At 33.1% G+C, this 18,143-nt stretch carries 18 protein-coding genes; 12 read left to right on the top strand and 6 right to left on the bottom strand.

Annotated elements, in window-relative coordinates; translation table 11 throughout:
* Nucleotides 1–152 precede the first annotated feature (152 nt).
* The 4 genes from ACNRYB_RS08095 to ACNRYB_RS08080 all read right to left on the bottom strand — a co-directional run bounded on the left by ACNRYB_RS08095 (nucleotide 153) and on the right by ACNRYB_RS08080 (nucleotide 3,493).
* On the bottom strand, nucleotides 153–1,475 hold the full coding sequence (locus ACNRYB_RS08095) for a trigger factor (RefSeq protein ID WP_129748747.1): 1,323 nt from the start codon (nucleotides 1,473–1,475) through the stop codon (nucleotides 153–155).
* A 115-nt stretch (nucleotides 1,476–1,590) separates the two neighbouring features.
* Complete coding sequence (locus ACNRYB_RS08090; RefSeq protein ID WP_008467309.1) at nucleotides 1,591–1,935, bottom strand: phage holin family protein; 345 nt, start codon at nucleotides 1,933–1,935, stop codon at nucleotides 1,591–1,593.
* Between the two features lie 53 nt (nucleotides 1,936–1,988).
* Entirely contained in the window at nucleotides 1,989–2,753 is a 765-nt protein-coding gene (locus ACNRYB_RS08085; protein WP_129748746.1) for an alpha/beta fold hydrolase, read from the bottom strand.
* A gap of 26 nt (nucleotides 2,754–2,779) precedes the next feature.
* Complete coding sequence (locus ACNRYB_RS08080; RefSeq protein ID WP_473729737.1) at nucleotides 2,780–3,493, bottom strand: pyridoxine 5'-phosphate synthase; 714 nt, start codon at nucleotides 3,491–3,493, stop codon at nucleotides 2,780–2,782.
* Between the two features lie 115 nt (nucleotides 3,494–3,608).
* On the opposite strand from ACNRYB_RS08080, the gene ACNRYB_RS08075 reads away from it, so the two are divergent.
* The 8 genes from ACNRYB_RS08075 (at nucleotide 3,609) to murI (ending at nucleotide 12,041) form a co-directional block, all read left to right on the top strand.
* The gene (locus ACNRYB_RS08075) at nucleotides 3,609–4,268 is read left to right on the top strand and encodes a CBS domain-containing protein (protein ID WP_129748744.1); all 660 of its coding nucleotides are present in this window, start codon (nucleotides 3,609–3,611) and stop codon (nucleotides 4,266–4,268) included.
* Nucleotides 4,269–4,367: 99 nt separating this feature from the next.
* Nucleotides 4,368–5,252: an NAD kinase gene (locus ACNRYB_RS08070; RefSeq protein WP_008467317.1), complete on the top strand. Its 885-nt coding sequence runs from the start codon at nucleotides 4,368–4,370 to the stop codon at nucleotides 5,250–5,252.
* A 173-nt stretch (nucleotides 5,253–5,425) separates the two neighbouring features.
* Nucleotides 5,426–6,118, top strand: a complete 693-nt coding sequence (porG, locus tag ACNRYB_RS08065) for a type IX secretion system protein PorG (protein WP_129748743.1) — start codon at nucleotides 5,426–5,428, stop codon at nucleotides 6,116–6,118.
* A 2-nt stretch (nucleotides 6,119–6,120) separates the two neighbouring features.
* A complete protein-coding gene (locus ACNRYB_RS08060) occupies nucleotides 6,121–6,861 on the top strand; it encodes an isoprenyl transferase (RefSeq protein ID WP_129748742.1) in 741 nt (246 codons plus the stop codon).
* Nucleotides 6,794–9,532: an outer membrane protein assembly factor BamA gene (gene bamA / locus ACNRYB_RS08055; protein ID WP_129748741.1), complete on the top strand. Its 2,739-nt coding sequence runs from the start codon at nucleotides 6,794–6,796 to the stop codon at nucleotides 9,530–9,532. The genes ACNRYB_RS08060 and bamA overlap by 68 nt, the downstream gene beginning before the upstream one ends.
* A gap of 42 nt (nucleotides 9,533–9,574) precedes the next feature.
* On the top strand, nucleotides 9,575–10,597 hold the full coding sequence (locus tag ACNRYB_RS08050) for an OmpH family outer membrane protein (RefSeq protein ID WP_129748740.1): 1,023 nt from the start codon (nucleotides 9,575–9,577) through the stop codon (nucleotides 10,595–10,597).
* A 14-nt stretch (nucleotides 10,598–10,611) separates the two neighbouring features.
* Nucleotides 10,612–11,115, top strand: coding sequence for an OmpH/Skp family outer membrane protein (locus ACNRYB_RS08045; protein ID WP_170830271.1), 504 nt, complete (start codon nucleotides 10,612–10,614; stop codon nucleotides 11,113–11,115).
* Between the two features lie 149 nt (nucleotides 11,116–11,264).
* Nucleotides 11,265–12,041 (top strand): glutamate racemase, encoded by a 777-nt coding sequence (murI, locus tag ACNRYB_RS08040; RefSeq protein ID WP_343705487.1) that lies wholly within the window; start codon nucleotides 11,265–11,267, stop codon nucleotides 12,039–12,041.
* 4 nt (nucleotides 12,042–12,045) lie between these two features.
* Here murI and ACNRYB_RS08035 read toward each other — a convergent pair whose 3' ends face one another.
* The gene (locus ACNRYB_RS08035; RefSeq protein ID WP_473729736.1) at nucleotides 12,046–13,281 is read right to left on the bottom strand and encodes an aromatic hydrocarbon degradation protein; all 1,236 of its coding nucleotides are present in this window, start codon (nucleotides 13,279–13,281) and stop codon (nucleotides 12,046–12,048) included.
* Nucleotides 13,282–14,607, bottom strand: a complete 1,326-nt coding sequence (locus tag ACNRYB_RS08030; protein ID WP_473729735.1) for a DUF4270 family protein — start codon at nucleotides 14,605–14,607, stop codon at nucleotides 13,282–13,284.
* Nucleotides 14,608–14,838: 231 nt separating this feature from the next.
* Here ACNRYB_RS08030 and ACNRYB_RS08025 point away from each other — a divergent pair, with 231 nt between their 5' ends.
* The 4 genes from ACNRYB_RS08025 to ACNRYB_RS08010 are packed head-to-tail and all read left to right on the top strand — an operon-like array spanning nucleotide 14,839 to nucleotide 18,136.
* Complete coding sequence (locus ACNRYB_RS08025) at nucleotides 14,839–15,681, top strand: DUF6268 family outer membrane beta-barrel protein (protein WP_473729734.1); 843 nt, start codon at nucleotides 14,839–14,841, stop codon at nucleotides 15,679–15,681.
* 12 nt (nucleotides 15,682–15,693) lie between these two features.
* Complete coding sequence (locus tag ACNRYB_RS08020; RefSeq protein WP_129748736.1) at nucleotides 15,694–16,701, top strand: Kelch repeat-containing protein; 1,008 nt, start codon at nucleotides 15,694–15,696, stop codon at nucleotides 16,699–16,701.
* Nucleotides 16,688–17,020, top strand: coding sequence for a DUF4907 domain-containing protein (locus ACNRYB_RS08015; RefSeq protein ID WP_129748735.1), 333 nt, complete (start codon nucleotides 16,688–16,690; stop codon nucleotides 17,018–17,020). Before ACNRYB_RS08020 ends, ACNRYB_RS08015 begins: the two co-directional genes overlap by 14 nt.
* Entirely contained in the window at nucleotides 17,021–18,136 is a 1,116-nt protein-coding gene (locus ACNRYB_RS08010) for a sensor histidine kinase (RefSeq protein ID WP_129748734.1), read from the top strand.
* Nucleotides 18,137–18,143: the final 7 nt, after the last annotated feature.

Here is an 18,143-nt window from a genome sequence, read left to right as displayed (position 1 = left end):
TAAAACAAAAAAAGAACGTCAACAGAATAAAAATTCCATTGACGTTCAAATATAATTATTTTTATCTTTCAGTTTCTGTAATAAAATCTTAATTTTTAAAAAGTATACTTCTTAACTTTCGGCTTTAAAACTTTTGACTTTCAGACTTAGATTTATTCTCCGTAAGAAGCTGCGATAAATTCTTCGTAAGTAACCTCTTTAGTAGTTGGGTTAGCTTTTTCTTTGAAAATATCTAACATTTTAGATGCTACAACTTGCTCAGAAAGTCTTTTCACTTCGTCTTGGTTAGATAAAACTCTAGCCACGATTCCTTGAACTTCTTCGTCAGTTGGGTTTGTTTGACCAAATTGAGCCATCTGCTGTCTGATTGCGTTTGATGTAAACTCTTTCAAATCTTCAAATGTAATTTGGATATTGCTTTGAGCTAATGCTTTTCCTTCAATTAATTGGAAACGTAAACCTTTTTCAGATCTTGCGTATTCTACTTCAGCTTCTTCTGGAGTTAATTTCTTCTCTCCAACAGTTTGCAACCATTTTTTCAAGAATTCAGCTGGTAAATCGAATTTTGTGTTTTCGATTAAGAAATCCTGAACGTCTAATAATAATTTTTGTTCTGCTTGCTGTGCGAATTGTGCTTCAGCATCTTCTTTAATTTTAGCTTTCAAATCTTCTAAAGAAGCTACTTTTCCTTCTCCAAAAAGTTTATCGAATAATTCTTGGTTTAATTCAGCTGGCTCAGAACCATTGATTGCTTCGATTGTGAAGTTTACTTCAACATCTAAACCGTGAACACCTTCGTGACCTACTTTTAAGTAATCCATTAATTGGTGATCGTCATCAAATAAACCTTTTGTGCTTACTGTAACAACATCTCCAACTTTTTTACCTATGAATTGTTTTTGAGCTTTTTTGCTGAATGTATCAACAGAAATTGTAGTAGTATTATTGATTCCGTTTGCTTCGCTTGCAAAAGTTCCAGTTAAGTCAGATTTTGCATCAGATACTTCTTGTGGAACTGCTTTTCCAAATTGTTTTTGGATACGCTCAACTTGTCCGTCGATTAATTTATCGTCAGCAGTAACAACGTATTTTACGATATTATTTTTAGCTTCAAGATCAATTTCGAAGTTTGGCACTAAACCAATTTCGTACTCGAAAGTTAATTCTTCTGCATCCCAGTTAAAATCTTCGTTTACTTTTGGAAGCGGAGTTCCTAAAAGATTTAATCTTTCAGATTGAATATAACGCTCTAAAGCCAAATCAACTACTTTTTTGATCTCTTCTTGCTTAATAGCTTTTCCGTATTGTTTTTCAACAAGATCTTTAGGAACTTGTCCTTTTCTGAATCCTTTTACTTGCGCTAAAGGCATTTTTTCGTTGATTCTTTTTGCTACTTGACCTTTATAATCCATATGAACAACGTTCATAACAATTGTCTCGTTTACAGCGTCTATTGCTACTCTTTTAATATCCATCTTCTTCTTTAATTTACGTAATAAAATTGGGTTGCAAAATTATAAAATTTTTGCAACCCAACCAAGTTTTTAATCTATTGTATTTGAAGCAGTTTTAATCTGCCCGATTTGTTTTTTATTTGTCGTCTCCCAGTATTTTATAAGTAAGAGATTGAAGTATAGACAAAATAATACTGAATATTAGTGCTGTCCAAAATGAATTTACCGCAAAACCGCCTACAATATTAGTGCAAAGCAAAATAATCACCGCGTTGATCACCAGTAAAAACAAACCTAATGTGACCAAAGTAACCGGTAAAGTCAAAATCACTAAAATTGGTTTTATAAAAACATTCAGCAATCCTAAAACTACCGCAACAATTAGAGCTGTACCAAAACTAGCCACATGCACTCCCGTCAAAATATTAGACAACAACAAAACTAAAGCAGCAGTAACAAGGAGTCTAAGTAATAATTTCATGGTTCTTGAGGTTTAAAATTTATTTAAAAGTAATAAAATTTCATCAAAAAAGACTACTCTTTTAAAAACGTAGTGGTCAATTCGAAAAACATCTGCGGATTTTCAGCATGAAGCCAATGCCCTGCATTTGGAATAGTCTCTAGCTTTAAATTTGGAAAATGCTGACGAATTCCGTCAATATCCTGATCTTGAATGTAGCCTGAACTCCCACCTCTAATAAATAATGTCGGATTTTTAAAAACAAGATTATCTGCCAAAGGTTTCCCAATCGCATCTAGATTATTATTGAAAGCCTCTAAATTAAATCGGAAAGCCAATTGTCCAGGTTCTTTCCAATATAAATTCTTTAGCAAAAACTGGCGCGTTCCAAAATCTGTTACATATTGTGATAAAATTGCCTCCACATCATTTCGGCTTGGTTTTACCGAAAAATCAACAGCATTTAATCCTGCCAAAATATCTTGGTGATGCTGTTTGTAGAATCTCGGACCAATATCTGCCACAATCAATTTGTCTACAATTTCAGGATGAGTCGTTGCAAAAAGCATTGCTACTTTTCCTCCCATTGAATGGCCTAGAATATCAATTCGCGTTAGATTATTTGCCTGACAGTATTCATAAACATCCTGAACCATGGCCTCGTAACTCCATTCGTCTGAATGAAAACTGCGACCGTGGTTTCTTAGATCTAAAATATGAACTTGAAATCCGGCTTCTACATATTGTCCGGCAAGAGTTTTCCAGTTATCAGACATCCCAAGAAATCCGTGCATGATGATAAATGGCTTGCCCTCGCCTTCTATTTTTGAATAAAGCATATTTTTATTTTTTTTCTTTTAAAGAATTATTTCAATTTATTCAGATACATATTTACAGTATTATCTAAGCCAAGATAAAGTGCCTCCGAAATCAAGGCATGTCCAATAGAAACTTCTAATAATCCTGGAATATTCTGTTTGAAAAACTTGATATTATCTAAACTTAAATCGTGTCCAGCATTGATTCCTAAGCCCAATTCATTTGCCAATTCTGCCGCTTTAATGTACGGTTCAATTCCTTTCTCGTTTCCTAAACTATATTGATGTGCAAAAGATTCTGTATACAATTCAATCCTATCTGTTCCTGTTTTCTTTGCACCTTCAATCATTTCTAAAATCGGATCAACAAAAATCGAAGTTCTGATTCCGTTTCTTTGAAATTCCTGAATAACTTTAGTTAAATAATCTTGATTTTTAATGGTATCCCAACCTGCAGAAGAAGTTATTGCGCCAATTGCATCTGGAACCAATGTCACTTGATCTGGTTTGCATTCTAAAACCAAATCAATAAAATTATGCTGCGGATTTCCTTCAATATTATATTCTGTTGTAACAATAGCTTTTAAATCGCGTGCATCCTGATAACGAATATGACGCTCGTCTGGACGAGGATGAATTGTAATTCCCTGCCCTCCAAAACGCTGAATATCTGTCGCTACTTTTAATAAATCGGGAACATTTCCGCCTCGAGCATTTCTAAGCGTTGCTATTTTATTGATATTTACACTTAATTTTGTCATATAAATAGATATTAATTCTAGTAACATTATATTTGTCACGACAAAAATACAAAGTAAAACAGAGCGGTTTTCGGTATTTTTTGATTATTTTGCATCAAATATCCTCAATTGATTTATGACAGAAATTACAAACTATATCACAAACGATTTCAGGGCAATTGACAGTCAGGAAACAATAGCGTCGATTCAGGACTTTTTTGTCGATGTAAATTTTTCTCATTTTCCGATTTTAGAAGATGGTGTTTTTATTGGAAGCATCTCTTCAGACGATGTTGAAACATTTGACATTGAAAAAAAAGCAATTGATTACAAATATACTTTAGAACGTTTTTTTGCCAGAAAATCAATGATCTGGTTAGATGTTCTAGAAGTTTTTGCAAAAAACCACACCAATCTTCTTCCAATTCTTGATGAGAATAATAATTATATAGGTTATTATGAAATGGAAGACATCATGAAATTTTTTCAGGAAACTCCATTTTTGAAAGAGCCAGGAGCGATTATCATTGTCCAAAAAGGCCTTTTGGATTATTCTATGAGCGAAGTAACACAGATTGTAGAAAGTAATAATGGTAAAGTTCTAGGGTGTTTTGTTTCTGAAGCTGACACAGAAAATGTTCAGATTACTATAAAAATTGGTTTAGGAGCGATTAATGAAATCATTCAAACCTACAGAAGATATGGTTATGAAATCATTTCAGAACATCAAGAAGACACCTATATTAACAGTTTAAAAGAACGATCAGATTATTTAGACAAATACCTTAATATATAAGTTATGAATGTGCCAATGGGAAAATTAGTTAATTAGATGATTTTCGCATTTCCCAATTATCTAATTGAAACATTGACCAATTCTCTAATTTAACAACTAATGAAAATAGCCATTTACGGACAATATTATCAGAACAGTACCGAACCTATTATAAAAGACATTTTCAACTTCTTTAATACCAACAATATCGAGATGGTAATTGAAGAAAATTTTCTGAACATGCTTTATGAAAAACAGCTTGTAAAAAAAGAATACAAAACTTTTTCTCCAAGTACTGCTTTAGACAATAGTTTCGAAATGCTTATCAGTATTGGTGGCGATGGAACAATTTTAAGAGCCGCTGCTTTCGTTCGTAATTCTGGCGTTCCTTTATTAGGAATCAACGCTGGAAGACTAGGCTTTCTGGCAAAAGTTCAGAAAGAAAACATCGATATTTTACTTCAATATGTTATTAGCCAAAACTACACAACTTCTGAAAGAACTTTATTAGGAATAACATGTGAACCGTATAACGAAGCTTTTAAGGAACTTAATTTCGCTATGAACGAAGTTACAGTGAGTAGAAAAGACACGACTTCGATGATTACAGTTGAAACTTATTTGAACAATGAATATTTAAATTCTTATTGGGCCGACGGACTAATCATTTCAACGCCAACCGGATCAACTGGGTATTCTCTAAGCTGTGGGGGGCCAATTTTAACACCAGATGTAAAGAGTTTAGTTATTACACCAATTGCCCCACATAATTTAACCGCCAGACCGCTTGTTATTCCTGACGATACCGAAATTACATTGCGTGTTACAGGAAGAGAAGACCAATATTTGGTTTCTTTAGACTCGAGGATTTCTTCTGTAAAAAACGAGTCTATTTTAAAAATAAAAAAAACAGATTACAAAATTAAAATGGTTGAAATACCAGGCGAAACTTTCTTGAAAACCTTAAGAAATAAATTGCTTTGGGGAGAAGATAAAAGAAATTAAACTCTTTTCTGATTCTTCACTATACGATAATACCACATTTTCTCGTTCTGCATGTAGTGAATCATCATTAAATGGCTCAAAATCATAACGTAAATTGAAAAAAAAGCACATTTAACTAAAGGAACTTTGATTCGTATCGATAATTATTATATTTGCACGCAATTTTGAATTAAATGAAGAAAATTTTTAATTTATTGTTATGTTTTTTCCCTCTTATTACACTAAATGCTCAGATAAATGAGATTGGTGTTTTTCTTGGCGGAAGTAACTTTGTGGGAGATGTTGGGAAAACAACTTATATCGCTCCAGAAAAACTAGCTTTTGGTGTTCTTTACAAATGGAATAGAAGCCCAAGACACTCTTGGAGATTTTCTTATACTCAATCTAACGTAAGCGGAAATGACTTCAAATCTGATGAAACAGGAAGAAACCAAAGAGGTTATCGTTTTGACAATGATATTAAAGAGTTTTCTGCAGGCCTAGAATTCAACTTCTTCGACTTCAATCTGCATGATGATCATACCAAAATAACCCCTTATGTTTTCACTGGTTTAAACTACATTCTTTACGACAACTTGTATAGATACACCACAAGTCCAAATGTAATATATTCTCAAAAAAACCGTGGTTCAGTAGCTATACCTATAACATTAGGTGTAAAATCAAACATAACGCCTCGCTTTGTGCTAGCTGCCGAAGTTGGTGCACGTTATACTTTTACAGACAATATTGACGGAAGTAATCCCAATACAAGCAATCCAAATATTCTAAAATTTGGAAATTTAAATAATAATGACTGGTACGTTTTTTCAGGTCTTACTTTGACGTATACCTTTGGAAAAAAACCATGCTATTGCGCATACTAAAAATGAATTTAATAGAATCAATAGATCACACAAACCTACCTAAACACCTTGCCATTATTATGGACGGGAACGGACGCTGGGCAAAACAACAAGGCTACTTACGTGCGTTTGGACATGAAAATGGAACAAAATCTGTAAAAGAAATCATCAAAACCTCAGCCAAACTTGGAATTGAGTACTTGACCCTTTATGCTTTTTCTACAGAAAACTGGAATCGCCCTAAATTAGAGGTTCAGGCATTAATGAAAATATTGATCAATTCATTAAAAAAAGAACTTGTTACCCTTCAAGAAAACAATATCAGACTTAATGCAATTGGAAATCTTGACAAATTACCAAAAACAGCCCAAAAAGAACTTTTGGATGTTATGGAAAAAACCAAAAACAATACCCGCTTAACTCTTACCCTCGCTTTAAGTTATGGCTCCAGAGAGGAACTGGTAAATGCTGTAAAGGCAATTAGTGATAAAGTTAAAAATAATATAATTTCAATAGACACTATTGACGATTCAATTATAAATGAGCATCTTTACACGCAAAATTTACCTGACGTAGATTTATTAATACGAACAAGTGGAGAACATAGAATAAGTAATTTTTTGCTATGGCAAATCGCCTATGCAGAATTGTATTTTACTAATGTCTTGTGGCCAGACTTTAAAGACCAAGATTTATATGAGGCTATTATTAGTTATCAAAAAAGAGAACGTAGATTTGGAAAAACCAGTGAACAAATTAAATAATTTTTTAGTGTTGCAAAAAAAAATACAAATAGTCTTTACCCTTTTACTTTTGGGTAGTTTTTCACAAATTAAAGCACAAGAAAGAGTCCCTTTCGATCAAGGGAAAAAATATATTCTAGCTAAAGTTTCTGTTGTTGGTAAAATAAGCTTCAATGAACAGACTGTTGTTACCTTTTCAGGACTTCAAAAAGGTCAGGAAATCACTGTTCCTGGTGAAGAAATCAGTAGTGCAATTAAAAAATTAGGCAAACTTGGACTTTTTGATGAGATTGCTTTCTACGTAAATAAAGTAGAAAATGATAGCATCTATTTAGATTTAGATATTGTTGAGCTTCCTAAATTAAATGAAGTTAAAATCGTTGGTGTTAAGAAAAGCAAAGTAGAAGGCTTAATTAAAGACAACAATTTGACTAAGAACAAAATTGTAAACGAAAACTTAATCACTACAACAAAAAATTACATTGAAAACAAATATAAAAAAGAAGGTTTTTATAACACAAAAGTCAATATAACAAATACTCCAGATACTATTAATGGGCATCAAGTCAATATGCTTATTAGAATTGACAAGGGAGACAAAGTCAAAATCAGCAGTATTGATTTTACAGGAAACAAACAGCTATCAGACAGCCAATTGCGTGCTGCAATGAAAGACACGAAACAGAAAAATTTTATTCGCGTATTTAAAGCATCTAAATTTATTCCCGAGAAATATAAAACTGACTTAGAAAAAGTAATCGCTGCCTACAAAGAAAAAGGGTATCGTGACGCCCGTATTATTTACGATTCAGTACAATATAACAAGAAAAAAAATACGCTTGCAATTAAAATTAATGTTGAAGAAGGAAACAAATATTACTTCGGAAATATTAAATTCTTAGGTAATACCGTTTATTCAGATCAGCTATTAAGCCGTTATTTAGGAATCAAAAAAGGTGAAACTTATAATGGGGTTTTACTAGAAAAAAGAATTGCAGATAAGACAAAACCAGACGCAGAAGACATTACCAACTTATATCAAAACAATGGTTATCTGTTTTCAAATATTAATGCTGTAGAGGTAAAAACAGTTAACGATACAATCGATTTTGAGATTAGAGTAACTGAAGGCCCTATCGCTTATTTCAACAAAATTACGGTTGTTGGAAATGACAAGACAAACGACCATGTTATATACCGTGAGCTAAGAACAAAACCAGGTGAAAAATATAGTAAAGAACAATTAGTCAGAACAATTCGCGAGATTGGACAATTAGGGTTCTTTGATCCTGAGGCAATCGATCCTAAATTTAAAAACGTAGATGCTGGAGCTGGAACAGTTGATATTGAATATAATGTAGTAGAAAAAGGATCTAGCCAGGTTGAGCTTCAAGGAGGTTATGGCGGTGGAGGCTTCATTGGTACATTAGGGCTTTCATTTAACAACTTCTCTGCCCGTAAAATGTTCGACAAAGAAGCTTATAAACCTTTACCAATGGGAGATGGACAAAAGGTTGCTCTTCGTTTACAAGGAAGCACCTATTTCCAAACTTATAGTTTATCTTTCTCAGAACCTTGGTTTGGAGGAAAGAAACCTGTACAATTTAGCTCATCTATTTCATACAGTAAGCAATTTCTTAACAATTATATCACTAGAACTGTTGATAAAAGCAAAAGTTTTAATATTTTTACAGTACAAGTTGGTTTAGCAAAAAGATTAACAGTGCCAGATGACTACTTTGTATTATCACAATCTTTAAGTTATCAGCACTACGACCTAAACAATTACAACACTGGATTGTTTACTTTTGGTAATGGTGCATCTAGAAACTTAGCTTATACTATTGGACTTTCAAGAAGCAATAAAGGGGTAAACCCGATATTCCCAACTTATGGTTCTGAATTTAGTATTACTGCAAAAGTTACACCTCCATATTCATTATTTAATGGTATTGATTATGGCGATTTGAAAAACCAAAAAGAATATAAAACACAATATACTGGTGAAAACAGATCAGATGATTACCAACAACCTCTTAATAAAGGAGATTACTATAAAACTGATAGTTCAGGAAAAATTATGAGTGTTGGATCTGATTACGCAAGCGCCGATACAGATGTAGCAAAAGTTGATCAGAAAAAATATAACTGGTTAGAATATTATAAAGTTAAATTTAAAGGAGACTGGTATACTAAAGTATATGGAAAATTAGTATTAAGAACACTGACAGAGTTTGGTTTCTTAGGAGCTTATAATCAAGAAAGAGGAGTAATTCCGTTTGAGCGTTTTTACTTAGGAGGTGATGGTATGGCCAACTACTCAATGGATGGTAGAGAGACCATTCAGTTGAGAGGTTATCCAAACAACTCTTTAACTCCTGTAAATGCAAATGGAGATGCAATTGGAGCAACGATTTACAACAAGTTCTCTATGGAATTACGTTACCCAATTACATTAAAAGCATCTGCATCTATTTTTGCCTTAACGTTCTTAGAAGCAGGCTCATCCTATCCAACGTTCAAAGATTACAACCCATTTGACTTAAGCCGTTCTGCTGGTGCGGGTTTACGTGTATTTATGCCTGCATTTGGATTATTGGGTATTGATTTTGGTTATGGATTTGACGCTCTTCCAGGACAATCAAAACCTAATGGATGGGAAACACATTTTATCATTGGACAACAATTTTAGAGAAATAACGTTTGGTTAAAAATCATCAAATAAAGTTATGTTATGAGAAAACAATTTTTATTTATATTTTTAGCCTTGATTGTAGCAAATACAAGTCAGGCACAAGGTAAGACTACTCGAATTGGCTACATCGACATGGAATATATTTTAGAAAATGTTTCCGATTATAAAGAAGCTAAATCACAATTAGAGCAAAAAGCTCAAAAGTGGAAACAAGAAGTTGAGGCTAAAAAGTTAAATATAAATAACTTGAAGGAAAGCTTAAAAACAGAAAAAGCTTTACTTACAAAGGAATTAATAGAAGAAAGAGAAACAGAAATTAAGTTTCTTGAACAGGAAATGATGGATTATCAGCAGAAACAATTTGGTTCTGATGGAAATCTAATGAGACAGAAAGCAGCTTTAGCTAAACCTATACAAGATCAGGTTTTTACTGCTGTGCAAGATATAGCAGAGGCAAAAAATTATGATTTTGTTTTTGATAAATCATCAGATCTTACTATGCTTTTTAGCAATAAAAGATTTGATATCAGCGATCAGGTTTTAAGAATCTTAAACCGTACTGAAAAACGTGAACAGCTGACTAAAAAACAATTGAAAGAGCAAGAGGCTAAAGAAAATATTGAAAATGCGATTGATGAGAATCCAGCAATGGCCGATCGTCAAAAAGCACTTGACGAGAAAAAAGCAGCGAGAGAAAAACTAATTCAAGACAGAAAATTAGAACAGGAAGCCAAGAGAAAAGAATATGAAGATAGAAGAAAAGCTTTACAAGAAGAGAGAGAAGCTAAAAAAAATGGCACGGTTTCTGGAACAGCTCCAGCAGCAGCAGTGACAGAAGCTGCTAAAACAAGTTCGACTGCTAAAACTGTAACACCAACAGCAACTGGAACAACACCCGCTGGTGAACAGCCTACAATGACAAAAGCAGAAGAAAGACAATTGCTTTACGAACAGCGTAAAAAAGAACTGGAAGAAAGAAGAAAGAAAATTTTAGAAGAAAGAGAAGCGGCTAAAAAAGCAAAAGAAGCCGAATCACAAAAAACAAATACGACCAATAATTAATTAATATTTTAAAAATGATGAAACAAATCAAAACTTTACTAATTGCTGCAATTCTTATTTTAGGAGCAAGTAACACAATGAACGCACAAGCGAAGGTAGCTCATGTTGATGTAAGCGAGATCATGTCGAAAATGCCTGCTATGCTAGATGCTCAAAATCAACTGCAAAAATTAAGTGGTACATATGATGCTGAATACAAAAAAATGGTTGACGAATATCAAGTGAAAATTAAAAAGTACGAAGCTGAAGCTGCAACTGTAACAGATGCTGTAAACGGTGAGCGTTCTAAAGAAGTTCAAGATATGCAAAAGAGAATTGTTGACTACAGAGACAATGCTCAAAAAGAATTACAACAAAAAGAAACAGATATCGTAAAACCTTTAATGGAAAAAGTAAGAGCTTCTATCCAAAAAGTTGGAAAAGCTAAAGGTTTCCAATACGTTTTAGACGGTTCTACTTTATTATTAGCTGATGGTCCAAACATCACTGCTGACGTTAAAAAAGATTTAGGATTCTAAGAAATTAAATTCCGATAATTAAACTGCTCAATTTATATAATTTGAGCAGTTTTTTTTTACAAAAAATTAAACTTAACCTTTGGTATTATTTCAAGATTTCGCTTAACTTAGAATAACTAATTTTTATTAAAAAATATTAAATTTGCTTTATGATAAACAATAATCCTATAGGCGTCTTTGATTCTGGCATTGGCGGAACTTCCATCTGGAGCGCCATTCATGACCTTCTTCCAAATGAAAAAACCATTTATCTGGCTGACAGTAAAAATGCGCCTTATGGCCAAAGAAGCAAAGATGAGATTGTTGCATTAAGCAAAAAAAATGTAGAGTTCTTGCTTAAGAACAATTGCAAGCTAATCGTTGTTGCTTGCAATACTGCTACAACAAATGCGATAGTAGAATTACGTGCAGATTATGATGTTCCATTTGTTGGAATTGAACCTGCCATTAAACCTGCTGCAAACAATTCTCAAACTCAGGTTATTGGGATTCTAGCTACAAAAGGAACGCTTAATAGTGAGCTGTTTAATAAAACTGCCGAGATGTTTCATAACACCAAAATCATTGAGCAGGTTGGCCACGGACTTGTACAACTTATTGAAGACGGCAATTTGTACTCACCAGAAATGACACAATTGCTAGAATCATATCTTCAGCCAATGATTGAAGCTAATATCGATTACTTAGTTTTAGGATGCAGCCACTACCCTTATCTAATTCCTCAAATAAAAAAAATTCTCCCAGATCATATTAAAATAATAGATTCAGGAGAAGCCGTTGCACGTCAAACTAAAAATCTGCTCAAAGATAAAGTTGGCTTTTCTGAAAGTGCAGATATTGATCCAGTATTTTATGTAAATTCTGATCCTAAAGTTTTAGAATCAATTTTAGAGTATAAATATCCTGTAATCAAAAAAGATTTTTAGATTATTATTCAAACTTTCGCTTGACAAACCAAATTCCGTCCAATGATAAGTTTAATGATATTTTATGGTAGTTTTCTTTTATTAAATCATTTGCAATTCTACCTTTCTGTCCGTAAGAATAAGAGACATTAAGTGATGAAAATGTGTTTTCAATTGGAAGATTTAGTCCGATAGAAATAGACGCACTGTTAACACGCTGTTTGTCAACTTCGAGATAACCATTATCAAAATTTACACCAGCCGCATATCCTACTCTATCCCAATATCTTCTAACATTCTTTTTGGCACTGTAAGTAAACCCCAGCGCAAAACGATCTTGATTTACAAACTTTCCATAAAGCTCAGACTGATTGGTATCTTTCCATAAACTCCTTTCGTAATCTAAAGTTACATTCAGATTATTTCTAAATCGCTTACTAGCTCCAAAACCTATTTCTAAAGGAATGTAATAATCATCTACGTCTGAGGCTTTATCGGTTTCTATAGAAGATTCTACTTCATCTGCAATACTTGTTACCGATTGCACTTTGGAAGCATTGATTCTGGAAGGAACTTTAACAGTCATTCCAATTGTAAATGTAGAATCTACTTTAAACTGAGCTCCCAAAGTTGCACGAACTCCTCTATAATCTGTTTTCTTATGTACAGTTGTGATTGTATTTGAAATTAAAAAAGCACGATCATCAACCGTATTTCCAAAAAGGAATGTTCCTGTCGCTCCTACTGCCAACTTTTTTCCAAATCTATATCCGTATGAAAAATCCAAATTATTCAAACCTCCAGATCCTTGTGCTGTAACATAATAATATTCTTGGCTGTCAGTAATTGGAAGTTTTAAATTAGAAATTTTGAATACCGAACTAGAATATGGACGAAGTGCCAAACTAAAACCAGAGTTTTTTGTAACTGGAAAAGCAAATGCCAAATGAGAAAACTGAAAATTATTTCGCTTTTCTTCTCGATTACTGCTCTGATAAGTTGTGGCAATCGCTTTTCCTCCAATATCAAAAAGAAAATGATTTTGACACATGGATCCTAAAGAAGCTGGATTTAAATTATTAATAAAAGTATCTGAAGGCAAAGCAATTCCAGAACCACCAATTGAAGGCAAATAGCCAAAATCTGAATCATACAAACTTCCAACACCGTAAAGCGAATATGGAGAACTCGAAATACTTTGAGAAAATGAAGTCAGCGACATCAAAAGGAAGCAACTCCATAAAAAAATTCTATTTTTCATTTAGTAAGAGATGTAATAAATTTTCAACTGAATTTTATTGTTCAAGTGCTTCTGATCACCTAAAACTATTCGGTTAACAGACTGTGCAATTCCTGGCAATGTCAAAATAAGCGATGATCTTGAATCAGATTGTTTCAGCATTTCCTTTTGAAGAAAGTTTCCAACCGAAATTGAGTACCCAACATTTTCGTTAAATTCATCAGTGCTTTTACTCAGTTTTCCGTAAACTGAAGAGCCAGCGGCATTCACAAGAGTTCCGCTTATTCTGTTTAAATTATCTCCCACATAAACAGTTAGCGAATCAGCTAGAGGATATTTTTCTGAATAAGTATTATTAATCGGTTTAAGAATCAATTCTGCATCGACAATAGCACCGTTTGCCGAAATATTCTTAAACTGTTTTATGTTTGGAAAATCGACCCGACATGCAACACCTGTTCCAGATTGTATAAATCCTTGGTTATTGACTAGTGTACTTGATAATGTACCAGTAGATACAGGGAGATTTTGCAGGATGGTTCCTGTTTTGTCGAGCGAAATAGAGTTAAACTGTTTCGAAGTGTCTAAAATCGAAAAATCGATTATATATGGAGTTTCACTATCTGTTTTATACTTTGAATAATACAACCGAACCTTGCTTTCCGAAACACTAAATCCGATAACATTGGAAGAACTTGAATTTTCTGGAACCAATACAAACCCTTTCAAATATTCTGTAAAACTGTCAAAATCTGTAACTTCTCTTTTCTTTATTTTTTGAAAAAGAGCTTCCCCAAATTCTTTACTCATTTGAATATTAATCGAATCTTTTTCCTTCGGTCGCGGCTTATAAGATATTGTACCCAAACTTTCCGAACTATAAGTCAGCGTCGAATTATTATAGAAATTATTATCCTCTTTGTTTGGTTTCACTTTTTGAGTTAGTCTATGGATATTAAACGTCTGGACTTTTGTAGTATCTCCATAATAATACCTGTCATACTTAAGAATCATAGAAATGGAATCAAACACATAATTCACAGACTCTGTATCTGACCCCACACTAGACAAAACATAATTGCTAGTAGAAAGCTGAAAGTAACTATCCGATTTTACTTTTCCGAAAATAGGATCATCGTAATTTCCTATTAGAATTCTACCTCGGCTTGAAGTTGCCAATGAATCAAAATTAATCGTCGACATATTGACCGTGACCGTATCAATCAAAATCACTTTATTGCTTAAAGCCAAATAATCTGACCCAACCGTAAATTCGCCAGTATCTGTATCTGTGCCACATGAAAATAAGGTCAGTACAAAAAGCAGTATCACTATAAACTTGTGCATAATTTAATTTTTGGGCAAATATAAATGGCACACTTTGGCAACACACTATAACATATACTACCGTGCTATTTTAAGCTACAGATTGTACAAAACAATCTATAATCTAAATTCTATTCTCAAATTTTAATTCGACCTTAAAAACAGTGGTTTTATCTATCAAAACACGTCATATATATATCTTCTTTTTTTTAAGGGCTTCATCCGTCTAATTTTGAACCAATAAAATAAATAATGAAAGTAAGGTTTTTAGTTTGTTCTCTTTTTTTGATTTCATTTTTAGGTTTAAAAGCTCAGGAAAATTTTAGTGCTGCTGTTAATTTCAAAACTGAGCCAACAGAAAAGATAAATTTTAACGAAACAAACATTGCTGTTTTTTATCAGAAGAAACTAGGAACAAAAAGCAAAATAGCGAACACGTTGGAATATTCTAATTTGAAAGTGAATTACGAATTGAATCCATACAATTTTTACGCAGATCAGGAAAAATTCAACCAAGTTCAAAACAAGTTTGAGTATTCGTCTGAAATAGCAGAAAAAACAAAATGGAAGCTTTCTGTTATTCCAACGGCAAATTTTCAAATCAAATTGGATTTTTCAGATGTTACTGTTTTAGGAAGTTTAGAAATCAGTCAGAAGATTGGTTCAAAACTAAATGTAATTGTCGGAGCAGGTCGAACATCCATTTTTGGAGCGCCAAAGATTACGCCGATTGCTGCTTTTGATTATAAAATGAATGAGAAAATCAATTTTAGAATCGGATTTCCTGATTCCAAAATTTCTTATTCTAATAATGACCGAAACAAATTTAGTCTGACGAATAGCTTTAATGGAAATTTTTATCATTTGGACGAAACATCCAGTACAGAAAACAATGCTGAAAAAGCTGTTTTATCGGAAATGATTTCGGCTTTAGAATACGAAAGAAATGTTGCCGGCAATTGGTTTTTAAATTTTAAAGCTGGTTATGATTTCAACAAAAAATACAATTTACTAGATAGCAATGACCATAAGGTTTACGACTATAATACCGGAAATGGCTATGTTTTAGGAATAGGGATCAAATACAAACAATAAATTAAATACACTATGATTAATCTAAAAAAAGGAATTTTATTCACAGCGCTTTTTTCAAGCCTCTTTTTTATAAGCTGCAGCAATGATGATGACGATGATGATTTGGTAGGAAACTGGATTAAAAAATCAGCCTTTGATGGCCCTGCAAGATCTAGTGCTACAAGCTTTGTTATCGGAGATTATGCTTACGTAGTAGGTGGTTATACTGGCGACGTTTATTTAAAAGATCTTTGGGTTTACAATTCAAATGGAGATTATTGGGAACAAAAAGCTGATTTTGGTGGTGTTGGAAGAAGTTCTGCTTCTAGTTTTGCATTAAACGAAAAAGGTTATGTAGGTCTTGGTTATGACGGAACAAACAAGCTGAAAGACTTTTATCAATACGACCCTACTGCAAACAGCTGGACACAAAAAACAGATTTTGCAGGAACGGCACGTTATGCAGCTGTAGGTTTTCAAGTTGGCGGTAAAGCCTATTTTGGAACGGGTTATGACGGAAACTATCTAAAGGATTTTTATCAATACGATGATCAGGCCAATACTTGGACTCTTGTAAATGGCTTTAGCGGTAACAAAAGACGTAATGCAACTGTATTTACAATTGCAGACAAAGCATATTTAGTAACTGGTGTAAATAATGGTGTTTATCAAGAAGATTTCTGGGAGTTTGATCCATCAACAGATGTTTGGACAAGAAAACGTGATATTGATAAAGATACTGATGACGATTACAGCTACAACGACGATTATGCGATTGTACGTTCTAATGCTTCAAGTTTTTCTATGAATGGTTTAGGATATGTTGTAGGAGGTGAAAACATCAAAACAGTTTGGGAGTACAATCCGTCAACTGATTTATGGACAGAAAGAACTCCAATGGAAGGCGCAACAAGAACCGATGCTGTTGGTTTTGCCATCAATAACCGCGGATTCTATATGTTAGGACGAATTGGTTCTACTTACTTTGATGATGCCTGGGAATTTAAGCCATTAGACGAACAAAGCGATGACGATAACTAATATTAAACAATTCTTCTGGAGTAATATCCAGAAGAATTTAATGGTTTTTACAGTCCTTTTACTTTTTAGTGCATGCACAAAAAAAGAAGCTTTAACATCTGCATCTTTCAAAACAAATTCTGGATGGGGTTATACAATTGCCTACAAAGAAAAAATCATAATTAAACAATCCATTATTCCTGTAATAAGTGACACTAAAAGTTTTGAAACAGAAAGCGATGCTCTAAAAGTTGCTGGTCTTGTAAAACAGAAACTCAAACAAAACTTATCCCCAACGGTAAACAAAAATGAACTAATTTTATTAAAAATAAAATTGTAAATGCAGATCGATACCATTAAAAATACAGGCTATAACAAAATATTATTCCATTTCATGATTTGGATTTTCTTTATTCTGACTTCATTAATTCAGTTTTATGAAAGTCCGTTTAAGCTCGACAATGATTTTTATGCCCAATGGCTTTCAGGGATTTTCTTGTTTTATCTGAACTATTTTTATTTGGTTCCAAATTATCTGCTGCAAAAAAAATATTGGCTGTACGGCGCATGTGCCATTGGTCTGATTGCACTATTTCTGGTAATACGATTAAATTATTTTATTCCTGAATTTAGACATTTAAGGCCCGAAAACATGATGCATGCTGACACCATTATTCGTGATCCGCATTTTTTTCCAAGAGATGGTAGAATGCGTCACAGAATAGAAATGAGACAGCCATTTTTTTTCAAGATTGCTCCATCATTTTTCTATATCCTGATTATTACGATTTCTGCAATTATTAGAACATTAACTGAATTTTATAACAATCAGCAAAATAAACTAATCGCCGAAACACATAGAACAAATACTGAATTAATCTATTTGCGTAAACAAACCAACCCGCATTTTTTATTTAATTCTTTAAACAGTATTTATTCTTTGGCACACAAAAAATCTGATTTGGTCCCTGATGCCATCGTGACCTTGTCTGAACTAATGCGCTATATGCTGTATGAAACAGATAACAAAACGGTGGCTTTAGAAAAAGAGGTCAATTATATTCAGAATTATATCGAATTGCAAAAACTGCGATTAAATAATATTGAAGACATTGTGATTAATGTACATGGAGATACCAAAAACAAATTTATCGAGCCTTTGTTATTGATTTCTTTTGTAGAAAATGCTTTTAAATACGGAACCGATTATAAAGGCGCAGCCCACGTAAAAATCAAAATTCTTATTACAGATCACAATCTTGATTTTTGGATCGAAAATGCAATTGAAAATTATGTAAAGGATCCCGAAAACTCAGGAATTGGATTAGTAAATATTCAAAGCCGCCTTGATCTTCTTTATCCAAATGCACACACACTAACCATTACTCAGAATAATAAATATTACCGAGTTCATCTAAATTTAAAGTTAGACGAAATTAAAACCGCAATAGATTAAAGACAAC

Source organism: Flavobacterium sp. CR10 (assembly GCF_055814415.1).
The sequence above is the reverse complement of the archived record's forward strand: the minus strand, read 5'-3'. Positions and strand labels throughout refer to the sequence as shown.

Excerpts from the sequence above, each read along its gene's own strand:
- ACNRYB_RS08095 (WP_129748747.1), bottom strand. The coding sequence starts at position 1,475 with ATGGATATTAAAAGAGTAGCAATAGACGCTGTAAACGAGACAATTGTT.
- ACNRYB_RS08090 (WP_008467309.1), bottom strand. The coding sequence starts at position 1,935 with ATGAAATTATTACTTAGACTCCTTGTTACTGCTGCTTTAGTTTTGTTG.
- ACNRYB_RS08085 (WP_129748746.1), bottom strand. The coding sequence starts at position 2,753 with ATGCTTTATTCAAAAATAGAAGGCGAGGGCAAGCCATTTATCATCATG.
- ACNRYB_RS08080 (WP_473729737.1), bottom strand. The coding sequence starts at position 3,493 with ATGACAAAATTAAGTGTAAATATCAATAAAATAGCAACGCTTAGAAAT.
- ACNRYB_RS08075 (WP_129748744.1), top strand. The coding sequence starts at position 3,609 with ATGACAGAAATTACAAACTATATCACAAACGATTTCAGGGCAATTGAC.
- ACNRYB_RS08070 (WP_008467317.1), top strand. The coding sequence starts at position 4,368 with ATGAAAATAGCCATTTACGGACAATATTATCAGAACAGTACCGAACCT.
- porG (WP_129748743.1), top strand. The coding sequence starts at position 5,426 with ATGAAGAAAATTTTTAATTTATTGTTATGTTTTTTCCCTCTTATTACA.
- ACNRYB_RS08060 (WP_129748742.1), top strand. The coding sequence starts at position 6,121 with ATGAATTTAATAGAATCAATAGATCACACAAACCTACCTAAACACCTT.
- bamA (WP_129748741.1), top strand. The coding sequence starts at position 6,794 with ATGAGGCTATTATTAGTTATCAAAAAAGAGAACGTAGATTTGGAAAAA.
- ACNRYB_RS08050 (WP_129748740.1), top strand. The coding sequence starts at position 9,575 with ATGAGAAAACAATTTTTATTTATATTTTTAGCCTTGATTGTAGCAAAT.
- ACNRYB_RS08045 (WP_170830271.1), top strand. The coding sequence starts at position 10,612 with ATGATGAAACAAATCAAAACTTTACTAATTGCTGCAATTCTTATTTTA.
- murI (WP_343705487.1), top strand. The coding sequence starts at position 11,265 with ATGATAAACAATAATCCTATAGGCGTCTTTGATTCTGGCATTGGCGGA.
- ACNRYB_RS08035 (WP_473729736.1), bottom strand. The coding sequence starts at position 13,281 with ATGAAAAATAGAATTTTTTTATGGAGTTGCTTCCTTTTGATGTCGCTG.
- ACNRYB_RS08030 (WP_473729735.1), bottom strand. The coding sequence starts at position 14,607 with ATGCACAAGTTTATAGTGATACTGCTTTTTGTACTGACCTTATTTTCA.
- ACNRYB_RS08025 (WP_473729734.1), top strand. The coding sequence starts at position 14,839 with ATGAAAGTAAGGTTTTTAGTTTGTTCTCTTTTTTTGATTTCATTTTTA.
- ACNRYB_RS08020 (WP_129748736.1), top strand. The coding sequence starts at position 15,694 with ATGATTAATCTAAAAAAAGGAATTTTATTCACAGCGCTTTTTTCAAGC.
- ACNRYB_RS08015 (WP_129748735.1), top strand. The coding sequence starts at position 16,688 with ATGACGATAACTAATATTAAACAATTCTTCTGGAGTAATATCCAGAAG.
- ACNRYB_RS08010 (WP_129748734.1), top strand. The coding sequence starts at position 17,021 with ATGCAGATCGATACCATTAAAAATACAGGCTATAACAAAATATTATTC.